The sequence below is a fragment of the Streptococcus parasanguinis genome (genome assembly GCF_047465465.1).
Lineage (GTDB): Bacteria > Bacillota > Bacilli > Lactobacillales > Streptococcaceae > Streptococcus > Streptococcus parasanguinis_AI.
Window position 1 is genome coordinate 622955 of sequence record NZ_JASGZU010000001.1, and the last position, 18694, is coordinate 641648.

At 40.6% G+C, this 18694-nt stretch carries 17 protein-coding genes; 7 read left to right on the forward strand and 10 right to left on the reverse strand.

Annotated features, from left to right (window positions below; translation table 11 throughout):
• Nucleotide 1 precedes the first annotated feature (1 nt).
• On the reverse strand, nt 2–712 hold the full coding sequence (locus QM351_RS03175; protein ID WP_070505486.1) for an ABC transporter ATP-binding protein: 711 nt from the start codon (nt 710–712) through the stop codon (nt 2–4).
• Between the two features lie 158 nt (nt 713–870).
• On the opposite strand from QM351_RS03175, the gene QM351_RS03180 reads away from it, so the two are divergent.
• Together QM351_RS03180 and QM351_RS03185 are read left to right on the forward strand one after the other, a co-directional pair.
• Nucleotides 871–1542: a response regulator transcription factor gene (locus tag QM351_RS03180; protein WP_031575109.1), complete on the forward strand. Its 672-nt coding sequence runs from the start codon at nt 871–873 to the stop codon at nt 1540–1542.
• Nucleotides 1527–2603, forward strand: a complete 1077-nt coding sequence (locus QM351_RS03185; RefSeq protein WP_070505484.1) for a sensor histidine kinase — start codon at nt 1527–1529, stop codon at nt 2601–2603. Before QM351_RS03180 ends, QM351_RS03185 begins: the two co-directional genes overlap by 16 nt.
• A gap of 102 nt (nt 2604–2705) precedes the next feature.
• On the opposite strand, the gene QM351_RS03190 is transcribed toward QM351_RS03185, so the two are convergent.
• The gene (locus tag QM351_RS03190; protein WP_414326510.1) at nt 2706–3644 is read right to left on the reverse strand and encodes a CPBP family intramembrane glutamic endopeptidase; all 939 of its coding nucleotides are present in this window, start codon (nt 3642–3644) and stop codon (nt 2706–2708) included.
• Between the two features lie 262 nt (nt 3645–3906).
• On the opposite strand from QM351_RS03190, the gene QM351_RS03195 reads away from it, so the two are divergent.
• Complete coding sequence (locus QM351_RS03195) at nt 3907–6090, forward strand: amino acid ABC transporter substrate-binding protein/permease (protein ID WP_414326512.1); 2184 nt, start codon at nt 3907–3909, stop codon at nt 6088–6090.
• Nucleotides 6090–6830 carry an amino acid ABC transporter ATP-binding protein gene (locus QM351_RS03200; RefSeq protein WP_003007564.1) on the forward strand — a complete coding sequence of 247 codons (741 nt, stop codon included), beginning with the start codon at nt 6090–6092 and terminating at the stop codon, nt 6828–6830. Before QM351_RS03195 ends, QM351_RS03200 begins: the two co-directional genes overlap by 1 nt.
• A 339-nt stretch (nt 6831–7169) precedes the next feature.
• Here the strand turns inward: QM351_RS03200 and QM351_RS03205 are convergent, their stop codons facing one another.
• The 7 genes from QM351_RS03205 to QM351_RS03235 all read right to left on the reverse strand — a co-directional run bounded on the left by QM351_RS03205 (nt 7170) and on the right by QM351_RS03235 (nt 15921).
• Entirely contained in the window at nt 7170–8912 is a 1743-nt protein-coding gene (locus tag QM351_RS03205; RefSeq protein ID WP_414326514.1) for an ABC transporter ATP-binding protein, read from the reverse strand.
• Nucleotides 8909–10636, reverse strand: a complete 1728-nt coding sequence (locus QM351_RS03210; RefSeq protein ID WP_414326516.1) for an ABC transporter ATP-binding protein — start codon at nt 10634–10636, stop codon at nt 8909–8911. Before QM351_RS03210 ends, QM351_RS03205 begins: the two co-directional genes overlap by 4 nt.
• Before the next feature lie 116 nt (nt 10637–10752).
• Nucleotides 10753–11952: an MFS transporter gene (locus QM351_RS03215; RefSeq protein WP_414326518.1), complete on the reverse strand. Its 1200-nt coding sequence runs from the start codon at nt 11950–11952 to the stop codon at nt 10753–10755.
• A 58-nt stretch (nt 11953–12010) separates the two neighbouring features.
• Nucleotides 12011–12748 carry a DUF1003 domain-containing protein gene (locus QM351_RS03220; protein WP_414326520.1) on the reverse strand — a complete coding sequence of 246 codons (738 nt, stop codon included), beginning with the start codon at nt 12746–12748 and terminating at the stop codon, nt 12011–12013.
• A 70-nt stretch (nt 12749–12818) separates the two neighbouring features.
• Nucleotides 12819–14165, reverse strand: coding sequence for an asparagine--tRNA ligase (asnS, locus tag QM351_RS03225; protein ID WP_003007581.1), 1347 nt, complete (start codon nt 14163–14165; stop codon nt 12819–12821).
• Nucleotides 14166–14312: 147 nt separating this feature from the next.
• Entirely contained in the window at nt 14313–15491 is a 1179-nt protein-coding gene (locus QM351_RS03230; protein WP_414326522.1) for a pyridoxal phosphate-dependent aminotransferase, read from the reverse strand.
• Between the two features lie 16 nt (nt 15492–15507).
• Nucleotides 15508–15921 (reverse strand): DUF5590 domain-containing protein, encoded by a 414-nt coding sequence (locus QM351_RS03235; RefSeq protein ID WP_037599325.1) that lies wholly within the window; start codon nt 15919–15921, stop codon nt 15508–15510.
• A gap of 291 nt (nt 15922–16212) precedes the next feature.
• On the opposite strand from QM351_RS03235, the gene QM351_RS03240 reads away from it, so the two are divergent.
• On the forward strand, nt 16213–16659 hold the full coding sequence (locus QM351_RS03240; protein WP_049514775.1) for a MarR family winged helix-turn-helix transcriptional regulator: 447 nt from the start codon (nt 16213–16215) through the stop codon (nt 16657–16659).
• A gap of 118 nt (nt 16660–16777) precedes the next feature.
• Here the strand turns inward: QM351_RS03240 and yaaA are convergent, their stop codons facing one another.
• Nucleotides 16778–17503, reverse strand: a complete 726-nt coding sequence (gene yaaA, locus QM351_RS03245; RefSeq protein ID WP_414326525.1) for a peroxide stress protein YaaA — start codon at nt 17501–17503, stop codon at nt 16778–16780.
• Between the two features lie 99 nt (nt 17504–17602).
• Between yaaA and QM351_RS03250 the strand changes: the two genes are divergently transcribed.
• Both QM351_RS03250 and trhA read left to right on the forward strand, forming a co-directional pair.
• Nucleotides 17603–18070 carry a DUF1836 domain-containing protein gene (locus QM351_RS03250; RefSeq protein WP_003011421.1) on the forward strand — a complete coding sequence of 156 codons (468 nt, stop codon included), beginning with the start codon at nt 17603–17605 and terminating at the stop codon, nt 18068–18070.
• Complete coding sequence (gene trhA / locus QM351_RS03255; protein ID WP_003011253.1) at nt 18045–18692, forward strand: PAQR family membrane homeostasis protein TrhA; 648 nt, start codon at nt 18045–18047, stop codon at nt 18690–18692. The genes QM351_RS03250 and trhA overlap by 26 nt, the downstream gene beginning before the upstream one ends.
• The last annotated feature ends 2 nt before the right edge of the window (nt 18693–18694 follow it).

Consider the following 18694-nt stretch of genomic DNA (forward strand, 5'->3'; position numbering starts at 1 on the left):
ATTATTCACCTTCTTTCCCTTCGAGCGCCTTAAAATATGCTTCCTCAAAAGATCCAAACTGTTTCAAAATGTCTTTGGTAGGAGCATCAATAACAATCTTCCCATTAGAAATACCAACCAGATGATCTACAGTTAATTCTAACTCACTCATATAATGACTTGTCATTAATACAGTTTTACCTTCATTGACAAAAGACTGCAAAAAATTGCGTACCCAGCGTATTCCTTCTGGATCTAGTCCATTGATTGGTTCATCTAAAATTAAGATGTCAGGATTTGCTAATAAGGCTGTTGCTAAACCAAGACGTTGCTTCATTCCTAATGAATAGTCTTTTACTTTTTTATTTTTAGCTTCACTTAACCCCACCAACTCTAAACATTCGTTGCACCTATTTTTGTCAACGCCACAAGCCAAGCCAATCCACCGAAGATGCTGAAATCCTGTTCTAGTTGGATAAGGTTGACAACTATCTAGGAATGATCCAACAATACAAAAAGGATTATCTCCCAATTGATAGTATTTTTTCCCATCGATCAAAGCCATTCCCATTTGACTATTTTCTAAACCAAGTAAAATTCTAATTAAAGTTGATTTTCCAGATCCATTCGGTCCAATCAATCCGGTAATCTCACCTTTTTTGGCTTTGAAAGACACGTTTTGAAGGACAATTTTATTATTATATTCCTTATGTAGCTTTTGAATTGTTATCATTCATTCTTTTTCCTTTCTGACTTTTAGTGAAATTCCACCTTCACTTGGAGCAAGTATAACAGGAGAAAATCAGGAAATTCTCAGAATAATTATTTTTTTCATTTTCAACAAATTGCATTCTAGATTTGCTATAATATGCTCATATAATTGGAGGAACTATGAAGTATAAAATTTTAGCCATTGACGATGATGAAAAAATCTTACGATTAATAGCGAATACATTAAAAGCGAACAACTTTCACGTGGAAACTCGTAAAAATATAGAGGAGATTAATATCTGTGACTTTACTGGATTCGATCTAATTTTACTTGACGTCATGATGCCTATTTCTGGTTTAGAAATCTGTCGTTCCATTCGTTCACAAATTACTACTCCAATTCTATTTCTAACCGCTAAAGATTTTGAAGAAGATTTACTAAAAGGAATACAAGCCGGAGCCGATGATTACATCACAAAACCATTCAGCATAAAGGAATTGATTGCAAGAATTCAAATGCATCTTCGGAGGGAAGAAAGATCTCACAACGCCTCTAAAGAAGAGATGGATTCAAATATAACTTTTTATCGAGATAGTCAAGAAGTTTATTATCAATCAAAGAGAATTTCATTAACCAAGAGAGAGTTTGATTTACTTTATCTTTTAGCAAAAAATGAAAACCGAATATTTAGCATAGAAGAACTTTACAATTATCTTTATCCTGTAGACTCTGATGCACAACTACGATCCATTACTGAATACATCTATCAAATCAGACAAAAATTTAAGATTCATCAAATTGATCCCATCAAAACAGTATGGGGAGGAGGATACAAATGGAAAAAGAATTGACAATCAAACAACTCATTAAACGTACCTACCTTAAAATCATTTGGCAATTTCTTCTATGTCTGATACTTTTTTACATAGTTCCAGCTCTTCTATCTTCTGTATCTGGAATTAATGAGAAAAATGCCAATCACTTTGCTTTATTTTTTAGCGTCAGTTCTTGGATTTATCTTTGCATCATTTTAATTTTTATCATTGTAATAAATATTAGACAATTATTAACCAAGATTCAAACAGAAATGAACATGGTTTATCATAGTGGTCTATATTTCACCAAAAATGAACATCACCATTTGCAGATTAAAGAATTCATTGAAACAAACGATCTGATCGAAAAAATGCAATCTGAAATAAAAAATAGAATTCAAAATGAAAAAGATCAAAAAAAAGAACTCATGTTTCAAGTATCTAGCGCTGCACATGATCTTCGTAGCCCTCTAACTGTCATCAGAGGAAATGCCGAATTCTTACAATCCACCGAGCAAACACCTCAAGTAATGGAATGTCTAAAAGATCTTGAGCAAGCAAGTATTCAGTTAAACGATTATTTTAACCACTTTATCCAATACTCCAAAACCTTTTACGACCAGGATATTCAACTTGAGAACATATCAATTCAACAAGTAACTCATCAATTGAAGGAACATATTACTCCTTTACTCCCTAGAAATACACATTTTGTTTTTACTAACACAGTAACTTCATCGACACAAATTGCCATTCATTCCAATCTATTTTTCCGAGCAATCACAAATATTATTAATAATGCAATACAACATCAAAAAGAAAATGATGCAAAGATCCAACTAACAATGTCACAAGAAAATAATCGATTAGTTCTAACTATATGGAATAATCAATCTACTTTTTCAAAAAATGTTTTACAACATGCTGGAAATCTTTTCTATAAAGAGGACCAAGCAAGAACACCCTCTCAAGAAAGTCACTTTGGACTTGGTTTATCTTTCGTGAAACGCGTCATGAAACTTCATAATGGAACTATGCATTTAGAAAATATTCATAATGGTGCACAAGTGAAACTAATCATTCCCATTATTATATAGAAAAAGCCGAACTCATCATTATGTGTTCGGCTCAAAACGCAGACAAACGTCATTTTTGGTGTTTGTCTTTTTCATATATGACTTTCAGACATTACACAGAGGTTAGTCATCAAACTTTTCTTTCCTCTCCCCTAAGCAATATACAATCACTAGGGATACAAAAAGAACTAGGGTGGTGATGATTGATCCTTCTGCTCCAAATGCCCCTCCGGTCAACCAGTCAGGTCCATCTCCCATAGTAAAACTAAAGATAGACGCATCTGCGCCTGTGCCACTGACTTGAAAACCAAGGAGATTTCCTTGTACATAGTTCCAAGTCCCGTGTTGGGCGACCACTAGCCAGATACTATCGGTATAGATAAAAAGCAGACCAGCTAGCACCCCATCAAGGATGATATTCAGAACGGATAAGAAGGTCACTCCTGCATTTCCCAGATGAAGAATGCCAAAGAGACTACTAGAAATCCCGATTGCTAAGGGAAGATTGGTTCTGGCAGCAATCCGAGTCAGGAGCCACCCCCGCGTCGCTACTTCTTCAGTCCCTCCTTGAAGGAGCCAAAATGGGAATAAACCTAGAATAAAGAGGATGGGTTCTAAACTTAATTCATTAAGCTCAAAAGACCCGATTCCCCCTACCTGGTAGACAAGGGCAATGACACCCATTTGAAGTAGTGAAAGCAAGATCCCCCAGACTAGATACTTGAGCCAATTTCTTTTTACAAAGCCTAAGCTTGATAAAGCATTCTTCTCTATGACCTTCACCCAAAAAATAAAGAGAAATAGTATGATTACAAAACTGAAAAGCTCATAATAGAGAAGATAATGGTAGAAAAATTCTTGAATACTTGCTGTCCCATTTCCTGGTGAAAAGAACTCCGCCAGAAAACCTATCACTAAGGAAAATGGTCCCACCAATTCACTACCAAGCCATAGTCCCCCTTCTATAAAGAGGGAGGCTAAAAATACATAGAATAGTGTAGAAATAAGAACTGGCATAGATGTGTTTGTTTTTATATCCTGAATGATCTTTCCTTTCTTCATGATCAACCTCCATTTATCTAATAGGTCCATTGTAACAAAGAAAATCCAGAGCTGCAATATTGTTTCATGTCAGAAAACCTAACATGAAAACTCGATTTTTCTTGCAAAGCAAAGTCTTTTCTGATATAATAGCTTTTGTAGAAAAACATAAGACCATTCATACTCGTTTTGGTATGAATGATTTGTTTTTTTTAGGCCATCCTTTGGTCAATGTGCTCATGGGTCAAATACCCAAAGAGAAAAGAATTAAAAGGAGACAGAAATGAAGAAAAAATTACTAGCATGTTTGCTGTTCTTATTTCCATTCGTTGCATTCGCTGGTCATGCTCATGCTGAAACGATCAAGGTCGTTTTCGACACAGCATATGCACCGTTTGAATTTAAGGATTCAGATCAAACCTATAAAGGAATTGACGTAGAGATCTTGGACAAGGTCGCTGAAATCAATGGCTGGAATTTGGACAAATCCTTCCCGGGATTTGATGCAGCGGTCAATGCAGTTCAAGCTGGTCAAGCGGATGCCATCATGGCAGGGATGACCAAAACAACAGAACGTGAAAAAGTCTTCACCATGTCTGATACTTACTACGATACAAAAGTTGTCATCGCGACTACGAAAGCCGATAAAATCACGAAGTACAGCCAATTAAAAGGGAAGACAGTCGGTGTCAAAAACGGAACTGCAGCCCAACGCTTCCTCGATAAAAACAAGGACAAGTACGGCTACAAGATCAAGACTTTTGATACTGGTGATCTCATGTACAACAGTTTATCAGCTGGTGCGGTCGATGCGGTGATGGATGACCAACCTGTTATTCAATACGCCATTCAAAAGGGGCAGGACCTAGCTATCAATATGGACGGGGAAGCAGTCGGTGGCTTTGCCTTTGGTGTAAAAAAAGGCGGTAAGCATGAAAAGTTGATCACTGAATTTAACAAGGCCCTCGCTCAAATGAAAGCTGATGGAACACTTGATGAGATCATCAAGAAATGGACAGGTGAAAGCCAATCATCAAGTAACAGTACCGTTCCAGAAACAACTACTCCTGCTGGTCAAAAAGCAACTCCTAAAAAATCAAAATATGTAATTTCAAGTGACTCATCTTTTGCACCATTTGTCTTCCAAAATGGAAAAAACAAATACACAGGGATCGATATGGACTTGATCAAGGCTATTGCCAAAGACCAAGGATTTACCATCGAGATTAATAATCCTGGATTTGACGCAGCGGTAAGTGATGTCCAATCCGGACATGCGCAAGGAATGATCGCAGGGATGACCGTAACAGATGCTCGGAAAGAAACATTTGATTTTTCTGAACCATACTACACGGCCAATTCTATTCTAGCCGTTCAAGAAAGCAGCAAGATTGATTCATATGATGACCTAAAAGGAAAGACAGTCGGTGTTAAAAACGGTACTTCCTCACAAAACTTCCTTGAAAAAAACCAAAAGAAATATGGTTACAAGATCAAAACGTTCTCTGATGGAGCTTCTATGTATGATAGTTTGAATTCTGGTTCTGTTGCAGCGATTATGGATGACGAACCTGTTATCAAATACGCTATTAAACAAGGACGTAAATTCAAAATACCTATCGAAGGGACTCCAAGTGGTCAACTAGCATTTGCCGTTAAGAAGGGTGAAAATCCTGAATTGATCGAAATGTTCAATAACGGTCTTGCGAACTTGAAGAAAAGCGGTCAATACCAAAAGATTCTCGATAAATACCTTAAAGCAGATAGCAAATCAAGTACTTCAAGTACAACGGCAGATGAAACAACGATCTGGGGCTTACTTCAAAACAACTACAAACAATTGTTAAGTGGTTTGGGTGTGACTCTTGCCCTTGCACTTCTCTCTTTCGCCATTGCTATGGTGATCGGTGTTATCTTTGGGATGTTTAGTGTTAGTCCTTATAAGTGGCTCCGCTGGACAGCAGAAATCTTTGTCGATGTTATTCGTGGGATCCCACTCATGATCCTTGCCGCCTTCATCTTCTGGGGAATTCCAAACTTGATTGAATCGGTCACAGGTCACCAATCCCCAATCAACGACTTTGTCGCAGGTACCATCGCCCTCTCCCTCAATGCTGCTGCTTATATCGCAGAAATTGTCCGTGGGGGGATCCAAGCTGTACCGATTGGACAGATGGAAGCCAGCCGAAGCCTTGGAATCTCTTATGGCAAGACCATGCGCAAGATCATCTTGCCACAAGCAACCAAACTCATGCTTCCAAACTTTGTGAACCAATTCGTCATTGCCCTGAAAGATACGACTATTGTGTCTGCAATCGGATTGGTAGAACTCTTCCAAACTGGTAAGATCATCATTGCTCGAAACTACCAAAGTTTCAAGATGTATGCTATCCTTGCCGTCTTCTACCTCGTGATTATCACCTTGCTAACACGATTTGCAAAAAAATTAGAAAAGAAGGTTAACTAATGGCTAAATTAAAAATTGATGTCCATGACCTCCACAAATACTACGGTGAAAATGAGGTCTTAAAAGGAATCTCAACAAAATTCTACGAAGGGGATGTGGTCTGTATTATCGGGCCGTCCGGTTCTGGTAAATCGACCTTCCTTCGTAGTCTTAATCTCCTCGAAGAAGTGACAAAAGGTCAAATTACCGTAAATGGATATGATCTAACCGATCCAAAAACCAATGTTGATTTGGTCCGTGAAAATATCGGGATGGTTTTCCAACACTTCAACCTTTTCCCTCACATGAGCGTCCTTGAAAACATTATGTTTGCGCCAGTAGAGCACAAACTGATGACCCGTGAAGAAGCTCAAAAAGTCGGGATGGAATTGTTGGAAAAAGTTGGACTTGCAGATAAAGCCGATGCCAATCCAAATAGTCTTTCCGGTGGTCAAAAACAACGTGTGGCCATTGCCCGTGGACTCGCCATGAATCCAGATATTATGCTCTTTGACGAACCGACTTCTGCCCTTGACCCTGAGATGGTCGGAGATGTATTGAACGTTATGAAAGAGTTGGCAGAGCAAGGCATGACCATGATCATCGTTACCCACGAGATGGGATTCGCCCGCCAAGTAGCCAACCGCGTCATCTTCACCGCAGATGGTGAATTCCTCGAAGACGGCAAACCAGACCAAATCTTCGACAACCCACAACACCCACGTTTGAAAGAATTCTTGGATAAGGTTCTAAACGTTTAAAAAATAGTGGTTTTTGAAGCATCTAGCAATTTTGCTAGATGCTTTTTAGACCCAAAAAAGCATTTTCAAATCTGAAAATGCTTAGATTGAAGATAAAGACATATTAAAAACTTTCCTTAGGTGAGTACGGACGTCAGCGAACTTCTACGAAGTTCCATGACTTAGTTTTGAACCTAAAGTTTCAAAACTCCCGAGTGCTAGAAACTGATTTGTTTCTAGCACTTTTCTCACAGCGGAAAGTTTTAATGTTCTCTTAATTCGTTATACAAATTGAGTAGATATTTATTTCTTTGCAGAATCACTATACTTATTTTACATTAAAAATGGTTTGTTTACATTCTAACTAATCTGTTGCTGAGCTGTCTGCATCTTGTAGTAAACACCTTGCGCTTCCATTAGCTCTTCATGAGTGCCATGCTCAACAATATCGCCATCCACCATGACAAGGATCATATCGGCATTTTGAATGGTCGATAAGCGGTGAGCAATGATAAAGCTGGTCCGTCCCTTCATGAGCTGATGAAAGGCATCTTGAATCAAAGCCTCAGTCCGAGTATCAATAGATGATGTCGCCTCATCCAAGATCAAAATCTTAGGAACCGAAAGAAAAACACGCGCAATCGTTAAGAGTTGGCGTTGACCTTGGGACAAAGACTCTCCAGCATCTGAAAGATAGGTATCATAGCCTTGTGGCAACTGCCGGATAAAGAAATCCGCATTGGCTGCTTTGGCTGCTTCTATCACTTCTTCTCTGGTCGCATCTGGCCGAGAAAAGGCGATATTTTCATGGATGGTCCCAACCTTAAGCCAGGTTTCTTGTAGAACCATGCCAAACTGTTGGCGGTAGGAAGCACGGGTGTAGTCCGTAATCGGCACCCCATCAATCGTAATCATCCCAGAGTTCACAGGGTAGAAACGCATGAGCAAATTGATCAAGGTCGACTTTCCTGCTCCTGTAGGCCCTACAATCGCTACCTTACTAGCGGCTGGAACCTGAATGTTTAAATCTTTGATCAAGGTCCGTCCTAAATCATAGCTAAATGCTACGTGCTCAAAGTCAATCGCTCCTTTAACATTCTGCGTTTCCAAAAATTGATGACCGGTTTCCTCAATCTCATCTTGATCCAAGACGCTGTACAAGCGCTCTGCGCAGGCAAGGGCACTTTGGAGTTCTGACAAGACAGAGGAGATATCATTAAAGGGCTTGGTGTATTGGTTGACATAATTGAGGAAGGTCACCAATTGACCGACAGTAAAGTGAGATCCCGAAATAATGCGTACAGCACCAAATCCAGCCACTACTGCATAAATCAAGGCATTCACAAAGCGAGTGGCAGGGTTGACAGTTGAGGAATAAAAGACAGCAGATTGGGAATAATTGGCATAGCTTTCATTAGTCCCTTTAAAAGCCGTACGGAATTGATCCTGAGCATTAAAAGACTGGATCAAACTTTCCTGGGTCAAAGACTCTTCGATCAACTGGGTTTGAAGACCACGCGCCTTGGTCTGCTTTTGGAAAAGCGTATAAGAACGTTTGGCAATAAAACGAGCAATCAAGAGAGATAATGGAGTCAAGACCAGAACTGCTACCATCATAAAGAAATCCAATTCTGCCATGGTCACGATGGTGACAAGAATGGTTAAGAGGCCAACAAAAAACTGGTTAAAGACCATCAGAAGACCACTATTGAGTTGCTCTACATCGGTCGTGAGACGACTGACAAAGTCTCCGCTCCCTTGTTTATCTAGATAAGACAAGGGCAAGCGGTGTACTTTTTCCATCACTTCTGCTCTCAGGCTTTGGCTATACCGATAGACCAATTGATTGTAGACAAGAGGATTGATCCATTGGATCAGGGTATTGGCCACAATGACCAGAACCATTTTGATCAAAACAGGCCATAAGACTGTCATCCCTTGAGGATTGATGACTAAATCAACCGCATGTCCGATCAGGATCGGTAACCAGACCGTTAAGGCCACTTGAACGATGGTTCCAAGACTAGCTAGGATCAGGAGCCCGGGATGGTGAGCAAAATCTCTAAACAGACGTTTTAAATAACTAGAACGTTTTTGACTCATGCTTCCTCCCTCCCGTGTTGTGAATAATGAATTTCTTGATAAATCTCATTGGTAGACAAAAGGAAATCATGATTCCCCAGTCCTACTTGATGACCCTTGTTCAAGACCAAAATCTGATCAGCAGACTTGAGACTATTGGTTCGTTGTGATACTAAGATCAAACTCGTATCACTCAATTCTTCTTTTATCGATTTTAAGAGACGTGCTTCCGTCAAATAATCCAAGGCAGAAGTTGAATCATCCAGAATCAAGAAAGGAGCCTTCTTCAAAAGGGCACGCGCAATGGTCAACCGCTGACGTTGGCCACCTGAGAAATTTCGACCAAAGGCTTCCACTGGCTCATCGAGTTGTCCTTCTTTTTCACGGACAAAATCAGCCGCCTGAGCTGTTTCTAGGGCCCACCACAAATCTTCATCCGATAGATTTTCTTCCATCCCTAGTAAGAGATTCGAGCGGATAGTCCCTCTAAAGAGCTCTGCCTTCTGTGGGACAACAGCTACCCACTCCCGCCACTCCTTGAGGGTTTGAGGAGAGCGACCTTGATGATAGAGGGCTAATTTTCCCTGACTCACGGCATACAAATGACTCAATAACTGAACCAGAGTAGACTTCCCAGATCCTGTACCACCGATAATTCCCAACATCTGTCCATGATCCAGATCAAAGGAAATATTTTCTAGAGCTGGGCTTGAAGCCGTTGGATAAGTGAAAGAAACTTTCTCTGCGCTGATTGCTTCTTGCTCTGTTGCAGTTTCTACTGACAAAGCTTCTAAGAGGTCTTCTTCCTTCAAATCGAAAATCTCTTGCACACGCTTGGCTGAAATATAGCTGACATTTAAAGACGTGACCAGCATAGCCAGCTTGATCAATTCTGTTAAAATTTGTAATAAATAATTGACCAAAGCGACCAACATCCCTTGGGTTAAAAGACCAGCAGAGATATTCAATTGTCCTTGCCAAATGACACAAACCAAGGTCGTATTGACCACAAGGAAGGTCAAGGGGCTCACCAAACTAGACCAGATACCAGCGCGAATTTGCCAGATCTTGTAGCCCTGATTGACCTCTCTAAAATCCTCTAATTCACTAGCATCTTGTCCAAAGGCTCGAATCACCCGCATCCCTTGAAATTGCTGACGCGTCACCGTAACCATCCGGTCTGTGATTTTCCGAATCTTAGCAAAGAGCGGATTGACAAGCCGTGACATGATCACAATAATCAGGGTTAAAATCGCTACCATCCCCAAGAACCAAAGGGTTAATTTAGGACTGATGGTGAAGGCCATGATGATAGCTCCAAAGACAATAATCGGTGCCCTCAAAAAAAGCCGCAAGAAGAGATTGATCCCAACCTGGATTTGATAGGTATCAGAGGTAAGGCGTGTTACCAAACTAGAAGTACCGATCCTATCGCGCTTGTCCTTTGGAAGTGATAAGATCTTATCATACAAATCCTTGGTCATCTCGCGGTTAAAGCCGACTGCTGCCTTAGAAGAAAAATACTGGGCTGTAATAGCTACGACGACCCCAAAGCTCGCAAATAAAAACAAAACACCGACCGTCATCACCACTGCGCTCGTTTCCTTTTTCGGAATGACCTGATCGACTAAGTGGGCGATGATTAAGGGGACACACAATTCAAAAATAGCTTCTAAAAGCTTAAACACGGGCCCTAGAAAAGTTTCCCATAGATAGCCCTTAAAATACTTCAATAATGATTTCATACTACTCGATCTTTTCTAAATAGGATATACCTATTTTACCACAATTTTAACTGACAAAAAAACTCTCCCTGCAGAGCAGAGAGAGTTGAATACTGACCAGATGAAGGTCAGAAATCTTATTCCTTCCTTGGCACCTTGCTTAAGGTCTTGCCCATTTTCCCCAATCCAATCATTAGTAGAGGGAAAGATAATAGCGTTATAAGGCCTAATACAAGAAAGACTGCTACAAATCCACAACTATCAATGAACCAACCAGTCAGTGGGAAAATGACAATCATAGATAGACTAAACATCATCGAATTGATACTCAGCATAGTTGCTCGTACACTGGATGGCAGATAAGCTTGTAAATCATTGTAGTAGATAGGTTGATAAACGGCATAAAGGGCATTGGTCAAGAGATAGACACTCAGATAGGCGAATGGAGTCTTTACACCTACCAAAAGCAAGGCCAACCCTGTCAGTGCAACCAGAATCGGAAAGACTTGATTACTATTCCATTTTTTCCCGATTTGACTGGCCAAATAAACCGCTAGGAGATTGAATCCACTACCAATTAACATGATGAGCGAAACTTGCCAACTAGCTAAGTCACTGATTTTCTGTTGGTAGTAAAAATAAAACATACACATGATGGTCCCTACCAACTGATAGGTGAGCATCCAGTAAAACAAGACTGGTTTTTCCTGCCATTCTTGTTTCACTACCTCCAATATCCGCTTTAAGGTCAAGTGACTTCTTTCATCACTCTTGCTCTCTGGCTCTTTCATTAGAAAGATCAAAAGAATGGAAAGCAAGGAAAGCCCAATAGCAATATAATAGGTCCAAGCCAATGCTCCGTGAATAAAGAAGCCTGCCACAACTGTACCTAACGTTCGGGTGACTTCGGCCACACCAGACAAAAAGCTGGATATCTGAAGATAACGGTCCTTTTGACCCGCTTCCACTGCTGAATCAAATAAGAAAGCTGTACTGGTCCCCGAGTCAAAATTATAAGACCAAGCATTGACCATCATAGCAATGGCATAGATCCAAAAATTCCCCTGACCAAATAAAATCAAGATCGAGGATCCAATACTGGACAAGCGAGCCAAATAAAGATTGGTCTTGTAGCTAAAGCGATCGGCCAACATACCAGATGGGATCTCGCATAAAAGGCTCGTCCCATGAAAGATACTCTCTAATAGACCGATTTGAAGTAAAGAAAGACCATTCTGAATAAAAAAGAGAATCCAAAAACTGGTGATTCCAAAATAAGATGTAAATTCCAGTCCTGCTAGGAGTGAAATATTGCGTTTGTAAGTTCTTTTAAACATTGTTTTTCCTCTTTCAATAGATTATTTGAGTGTTTCTAAAAGACTTACTTAGAGTTGCCTACATTTTCTCCACCTCCTTCATTTTTTCTTGATTCAGTTCTTGACGCAATTGGCTCACTTGATTAGACAAGGATACCAACAATTCGGTTTGCAACTTTTGAATTTCCAGTAAATCCGTCTGGTCTTGTTGCACCATATGGTCAATTTTCGTATGCAGTAAGCGAATTTCCCGTTCAGACTCCATATTGACGTTAAAGTCATTTCGCGCTTGCAGGCGATCATAATCTGCTGCCCTGTTTTGGCTCATCATGATCAAAGGAGCTTGAATCGCCGCAATCGTAGAAAGTGCTAGATTCAGCAAGATGAAAGGATAAGGGTCAAAATTCCAGCCAAAGGGATGCAAGACATTAATCAACATCCAGATAGCCATCATCAGGATAAAACTAATGATAAAAGTCCATGACCCACCAAAGCGTGCAACCGAATCCGCTACCCGCTGACCGAAGGTATAGCTGGCTGTCAAGCGGTCTTCAACGTTAAAGGGGCGCTCGCTTTCGGGCATGACACCTGTCACCTGCTGTTTAATGGCTTCGTTTTTATCATTGGCACGCTCAATAATCTGTCCAAGATAATCCATACAATACTGGCTCAAATTTTTATACGTGATAAAATCATCCATTTGACTTTCCGGGTAGGAGGTCTTGAGCATCTGTTGAATGCTATGGTCTAGATCTGCGATCAAAGACCCCTGACCATCCTCGTATTCTTTCCCATCAATGATGTCTATTTTCAGCATTGAAATTCCTTTCATAGTTTTTAGGAGCAGATATAAAAGTTAAAAACGCCTAATGGCGTTTTTACGTCTATTAAGGTTTGATACGATGCAACATACGTGGGAACGGAATGGCTTCACGGATGTGTTTAGTACCAGCTGCGAAGGTTACCATACGCTCAATCCCAATACCAAATCCACCGTGTGGAACTGTACCGTATTTACGAAGGTCAAGGTAGAATTCATACTCTGTACGATCCATGCCAAGTTCATCCATTTTTGCAACAAGGGCATCGTAGTCTTCCTCACGCATAGAGCCACCGATGATTTCTCCATAGCCTTCTGGAGCAAGCAAGTCTGCACAAAGCACGCGCTCTGGATTTCCAGGAACTGGTTTCATGTAGAAGGCCTTGATAGCTGCTGGGTAGTTCATGACAAATGTTGGCACACCAAAGTGGTTTGAAATCCAAGTTTCATGTGGTGAGCCGAAGTCATCACCATGTTCCAAATGCTCATAATCCGCATCTTCATCATTTTCATGCTCTTGCAAGAGATCAATGGCTTCATCATAGGTGATCCGTTTGAATGGTTCAGCAATGTAGCGTTTCAAGAGCTCTGTATCACGTTCCAAGGTTTCCAAAGCTTGAGGAGCACGGTCCAAAACACCTTGAAGCAAAGCTTTGACATAAGCTTCTTGCAAGTCAAGTGACTCATCGTGTGTCAAGTAAGAGTACTCAGCGTCCATCATCCAGAACTCAGTCAAGTGACGACGAGTCTTAGATTTTTCAGCACGGAATACTGGACCAAAGTCAAAGACGCGACCAAGAGCCATAGCACCAGCTTCCAGATAAAGCTGACCTGATTGGCTCAAGTAGGCTGGTGTTCCGAAATAGTCTGTTTCAAACAATTCAGTTGAATCTTCCGCCGCATTTCCTGAAAGAATGGGGCTATCAAACTTCATGAAGCCATTCTTATCAAAGAACTCATAAGTTGCATAGATGATAGCATTACGGATTTGCATAACGGCAACTTGTTTGCGTGAACGCAACCACAAGTGACGGTTGTCCATCAAGAAGTCTGTCCCGTGTTCTTTAGGAGTGATTGGGTAATCTTGAGATTCACCGATCACTTCGATGTCTGTAATATCCAATTCGTAACCAAATTTAGAACGCTCGTCTTCTTTGACAATACCAGTTACAAACACTGATGTTTCTTGGCTCAAGCGTTTGATGGTATCAAATTTTTCAAGCCCCACTTCTTCCCCAAATTTTTCAATAAAGTTTGGTTTAAAAGCCACACCTTGGAAAAAGGCAGTCCCGTCACGCAATTGCAAGAAAGCAATTTTTCCTTTACCAGATTTGTTGGCCACCCAAGCACCGATGGTCACTTCTTGACCAACATAGTCTTTAACTTCGATGATAGTAATCCGTTTTGTCATCATTCATCTTCCTTTTCTCGTTAAACTTGTCCGAAGACATTATCTTCTTTATTGTATCATAAAAAGGCTTACAGTGCTAGATTCTACCTGTGAAAAGCTGATTTTTTTACAGAAAAAGATCCTCAGCTCAATGCTAAGGATCCGATATGTTTAATTTTCCATAAAGGCCTTGAGTCGACGAACAGCTTCTTTGAGGGTATCCAAATCTGTCGCATAAGACAAGCGAACATTTTCAGGGGCACCAAAACCTGCACCGGTGACGAGAGCTACTTCAGCTTCTTCCAAAATTGCTGTGGTAAATTCCGTCACATCCGTGTACCCCTTCATCTCCATGGCCTTCTTGACATTTGGGAAGAGATAGAAGGCTCCTTGAGGTTTGATGGCTTCAAAACCAGGCACTTCATTCAACAAAGGATAAATAGTATTCAAACGCTCCTCAAAAGCTTGGCGCATGATCTCAATAGAAGATTGGTCTCCTGTGAGGGCTTCGATTGCGGCATATTGGGAAACGGTTGTTAAGTTGGAAGTTGTTTGACTGATCACCTTGGCCATGGCCCCGATAATCTCAGGATCCCCCACTGCAAACCCAACACGCCATCCGGTCATGGCATAGGTTTTTGAAACTCCGTTAATCACGATGGTTTGCTTGCGAATCGCTTCTGACAAGCTAGAAATTGGCGTGAAAGTATTGCCATTATAGACCAAACGACCATAGATATCATCTGCCAAAATCAAGATGTCATGCTCAACAGCCCAGTTTCCGATTGCTTCGAGTTCTTCTTTACTGTAGATCATTCCTGTTGGATTGGATGGCGAATTCAGCAAGACAACCTTGGTCTTGTCTGTCCGTGCTGCTTCCAATTGCTCTACCGTTGCCTTGAAGTGATTTTCTTCTGTTGTTTGGAAAGTAACAGGTGTGCCTTCTACCATCTTCACCTGGTCTACATAAGAAACCCAGCAAGGGGTTGGAATGATGACTTCATCACCTGGATTGATGACAGAAGTAAAGAAGGCATAGATGATAAACTTAGCACCAGTACCGACCACAACCTCATTTCGATTCACTGCATAGCCATAAAACTCTTTCATGTAGTCGCTAATGGCATCCTTCAATTCTGGAAGTCCAGATGCTACCGTATAAAAGCTAGCGCGACCATCCTCGATCGATGCGACTGCTGCTTCTTGAATATTTTTTGGAGTCGCAAAGTCAGGTTGACCCAGGGTCAAACTTAAGATATCACGACCTTCTGCTGCCAAAGCTTTGGCACGCGCATTTGCAGCCAAGGTCACACTTTCTTCCATTTCCAATACACGATTTGATAATTTCATATTTCCTCCTCAAATCTTAAAAAACACCGGTGACTTTTCCAGTCTTGAAATCCACCACATAATAAGAGCTCCCAGCCTTAACTTCCCAGATCGGTTTGCCTTTAAAGCGTCCAAAAGTGACACGATCAATCGCGTCCTGACTCTTCTCTTTGACGACGGAAGCTGCCTCTTTGGAGCTAACTCCTTCTTTCAAAGGGTAGGTATAGACTGCTTCATCCGCCTGCGCCACCAAAACCGCTAGATCTTGCCCCTCTTGGTCCTTGCCAATAAAGGAAAGATAGGCTTCTCTGCCATGAAAGAAACTCTCCGTCTCAATGGTCGCAATCGAAGAGTGAGACAGAGCTATTTTTCTTGCTTGCGCCATTTGATCCTGCAAGCGATCAGAAGTTTTTTCAGCAAGAAATAGCCAAGAAAAAAGGACCGTCAACACTAAGATACAGATTCCTATTATATGTTGCCATATTATAAAAAGATAATTTTTCTGTTTCACTCCCTCATTATACATCAAAGCCACCTAGAATTCTATAGATTTTCAAGAAAGAATTGTTACTAATATTTCATACCTATTACAATGTTTTAGTATAAAATTGTTTGATAAACAAACTAAAATTAACACCTTGTATATTTTATGTTCATAGTTCAATAAATTTGTCACAATTTTGTAACTAATTTGAAAATAAAATTAAACGACAGAAACACTATTTATTGATAAAATATAGATATGGAAAATTTAAAGAGATTATTCAAAGAAGCAAACGTAGATTTAAAAACCATGATCGTCTTCCACAAGGCAGAACGATTGATCCGTGCGTCTGAGGCTCATATCTTTAAAAAGCACCAGTTGACACCAACTCAATTCTCTGTTCTTGAGACCTTGTACAGCAAGGGCGATCTCCGCATTCAAGATCTGATTGATAGCATTCTTGCGACCTCTGGAAATATGACTGTGGTTATTCGCAATATGGTCCGCGATGGTTGGATTACACGCGAAACCGATCCAGAAGACCGTCGTGCATATGTTGTATCTATTACAGATGCCGGTCGTAAAAAGATCGAAGAAGCTCTTCCAGATCATATTAAAAATATTCAACGCTTGATGCAAGTCTTTAATAGCGGCGAGCAAGCTGAGTTGACAGAACTCTTGAAGAAATTCAAACATATCGCCTAAGCCTACTGCTCAAGACGATTCTGACTCCAAAATCCTCTATTTTGGAGTTTTCATCGTGCATTCTCTTTATCTAACAGATCAAAAAAATATTCCTGACGCTTCTCAGGAATATTTTTATTTATTCTTTCACAAAGACCCATTCTTTCTCTTGCGATAAATCCTCATAATAAGAGAAACCTGCTACGACTAATGATTTCAAATCTTCTAGATGAGTGATTTCTTCCTTCATCATAGCTGTCACCATAGCTCCACGTGCTTTTTTTGAAATCGTCGAGTGAATCTTCAGTGTCCCATCACGATTCTCCATGAATTTGATCCGAATCATTCGCTCACGTATGGCTTTTGAAAAGACTTGTTCAAACTCAGAAGACAAGAGAGATAAGATATGTTCTTCACCTTCTACTGCCTGATCATAGTCCTCTTTCCAGAGTGACTTTAGAGACTTTCCAGCTGATTTTAGCTTCATCATAAAATCTAAGCGATGGGGAGCAATCCCTTCATAGGCAGGTAGCACACCGTATAAAGCAGTCGTGATCAACAAATGCTCCTGCAGATAAACCTGCTCTTTTTTAGATAAGTCTTGACGCTCGATGCTCCGATACATGAGGCCATCAAACAGTTCCAAAGCAGGATAGGTTTTAGCACTCCCATCTATCAGAGCCTCAATTCTTTCTTTTTCTACTAGGGCTCTTTCTTCTGAGATCCCGTAAAAGGTCGCTAATTCTTCTAGCGAGAATTGCTTCAAAGCTTGGAGAATGGTTTTTGTGTTCTCTGACAAGGGTTGGGGCTCGACGATACGAGCCTGTTCGTTCAGTTCTTTAGCGGATGGAATTAATAGTTTCATAGGTCTATTGTACCATATTTTTCAAAATTCCTTGACAGGAGTTTTTATTAATGTTATTATCTAGTTATCAAAACTAGATAAAAGAAAGGTGAAGATTTAGTGTCCACTTTTTCCTATCCAACGTGGGAGCAACTACCTGAGCTAGATCTCTATCTTGATCAGGTCCTTCTTTATGTCAATAAAACCTGTGCACCTGTCCTCTCTTCTTCTGACAAGGGCTTGACGGCTGCCATGATCAATAATTACGTAAAACATGGCTATGTTGAAAAACCAGATAAGAAGAAATACCAGCGTAGACAGGTGGCTCGTTTGATCGCTATTACAACCTTAAAAACGGTCTTTTCTATTCAGGAGATCGCTTCTACCTTAAATTTCTTGCAGGACCAGGCGAGTTCAGATCTTCTCTATAATAGCTTTGTCGCTTATCTCAATGAGCAAAAAGAGCCGATCGCTCCCATCATTCGCTCTGCCTGTCAGACGGTTCAACTTTATCTTGAAACCCTATCTTATATTCAACCAGTAAAAACGGAGGAAGAAACTGATGAATTACACCATGAAACTAAGTAAAAAATTATCCTTTGGAGAAGAGATCGCTAATAGCGTAACCCATGCTGTTGGCGCCCTCCTCATGTTGATCTTGCTTCCGATCTCAGCAGTCTATAGCTTTGAGCAACACGGTCTGCTCAGTGCTTTTGGGACTTCTATCTTTGTGATCAGTCTCTTTTTGATGTTTCTTTCTTCGACCGTCTACCATGCCATGTCTTACGATTCACCTCAAAAGTATGTGCTTCGCATTATCGACCATTCAATGATCTACATTGCGATCGCAGGTAGTTACACACCAGTCGTCCTTACCTTGATGAACAACTGGATGGGCTACAGCATTATCTTGATCCAATGGGGCACTACCATCTTTGGTATTCTCTACAAGATCTTTGCCAAAAAAGTCAATGAAAAGTTCAGTCTCGCTCTTTACTTGATCATGGGCTGGTTGGTCATCTTTATTATTCCCCAAATCGTTAGCCAAACCAATCCGATCTTCTGGGGTCTCATGCTCATGGGCGGCCTGTGCTACACGGTTGGAGCTGGCTTTTATGCTAAGAAAAAACCATACTTCCACATGATTTGGCACCTCTTCATCCTGGCGGCTTCTGCTCTTCAGTATTTAGCGATTGTATATTTTATGTAATA

Excerpts from the sequence above, each read along its gene's own strand:
- QM351_RS03240 (WP_049514775.1), top strand. The coding sequence starts at position 16,213 with ATGGAAAATTTAAAGAGATTATTCAAAGAAGCAAACGTAGATTTAAAA.
- trhA (WP_003011253.1), top strand. The coding sequence starts at position 18,045 with ATGAATTACACCATGAAACTAAGTAAAAAATTATCCTTTGGAGAAGAG.
- QM351_RS03200 (WP_003007564.1), top strand. The coding sequence starts at position 6,090 with ATGGCTAAATTAAAAATTGATGTCCATGACCTCCACAAATACTACGGT.
- QM351_RS03230 (WP_414326522.1), bottom strand. The coding sequence starts at position 15,491 with ATGAAATTATCAAATCGTGTATTGGAAATGGAAGAAAGTGTGACCTTG.
- yaaA (WP_414326525.1), bottom strand. The coding sequence starts at position 17,503 with ATGAAACTATTAATTCCATCCGCTAAAGAACTGAACGAACAGGCTCGT.
- QM351_RS03205 (WP_414326514.1), bottom strand. The coding sequence starts at position 8,912 with ATGAGTCAAAAACGTTCTAGTTATTTAAAACGTCTGTTTAGAGATTTT.
- QM351_RS03175 (WP_070505486.1), bottom strand. The coding sequence starts at position 712 with ATGATAACAATTCAAAAGCTACATAAGGAATATAATAATAAAATTGTC.
- QM351_RS03215 (WP_414326518.1), bottom strand. The coding sequence starts at position 11,952 with ATGTTTAAAAGAACTTACAAACGCAATATTTCACTCCTAGCAGGACTG.
- QM351_RS03180 (WP_031575109.1), top strand. The coding sequence starts at position 871 with ATGAAGTATAAAATTTTAGCCATTGACGATGATGAAAAAATCTTACGA.
- QM351_RS03220 (WP_414326520.1), bottom strand. The coding sequence starts at position 12,748 with ATGCTGAAAATAGACATCATTGATGGGAAAGAATACGAGGATGGTCAG.
- QM351_RS03190 (WP_414326510.1), bottom strand. The coding sequence starts at position 3,644 with ATGAAGAAAGGAAAGATCATTCAGGATATAAAAACAAACACATCTATG.
- QM351_RS03185 (WP_070505484.1), top strand. The coding sequence starts at position 1,527 with ATGGAAAAAGAATTGACAATCAAACAACTCATTAAACGTACCTACCTT.
- asnS (WP_003007581.1), bottom strand. The coding sequence starts at position 14,165 with ATGATGACAAAACGGATTACTATCATCGAAGTTAAAGACTATGTTGGT.
- QM351_RS03210 (WP_414326516.1), bottom strand. The coding sequence starts at position 10,636 with ATGAAATCATTATTGAAGTATTTTAAGGGCTATCTATGGGAAACTTTT.
- QM351_RS03195 (WP_414326512.1), top strand. The coding sequence starts at position 3,907 with ATGAAGAAAAAATTACTAGCATGTTTGCTGTTCTTATTTCCATTCGTT.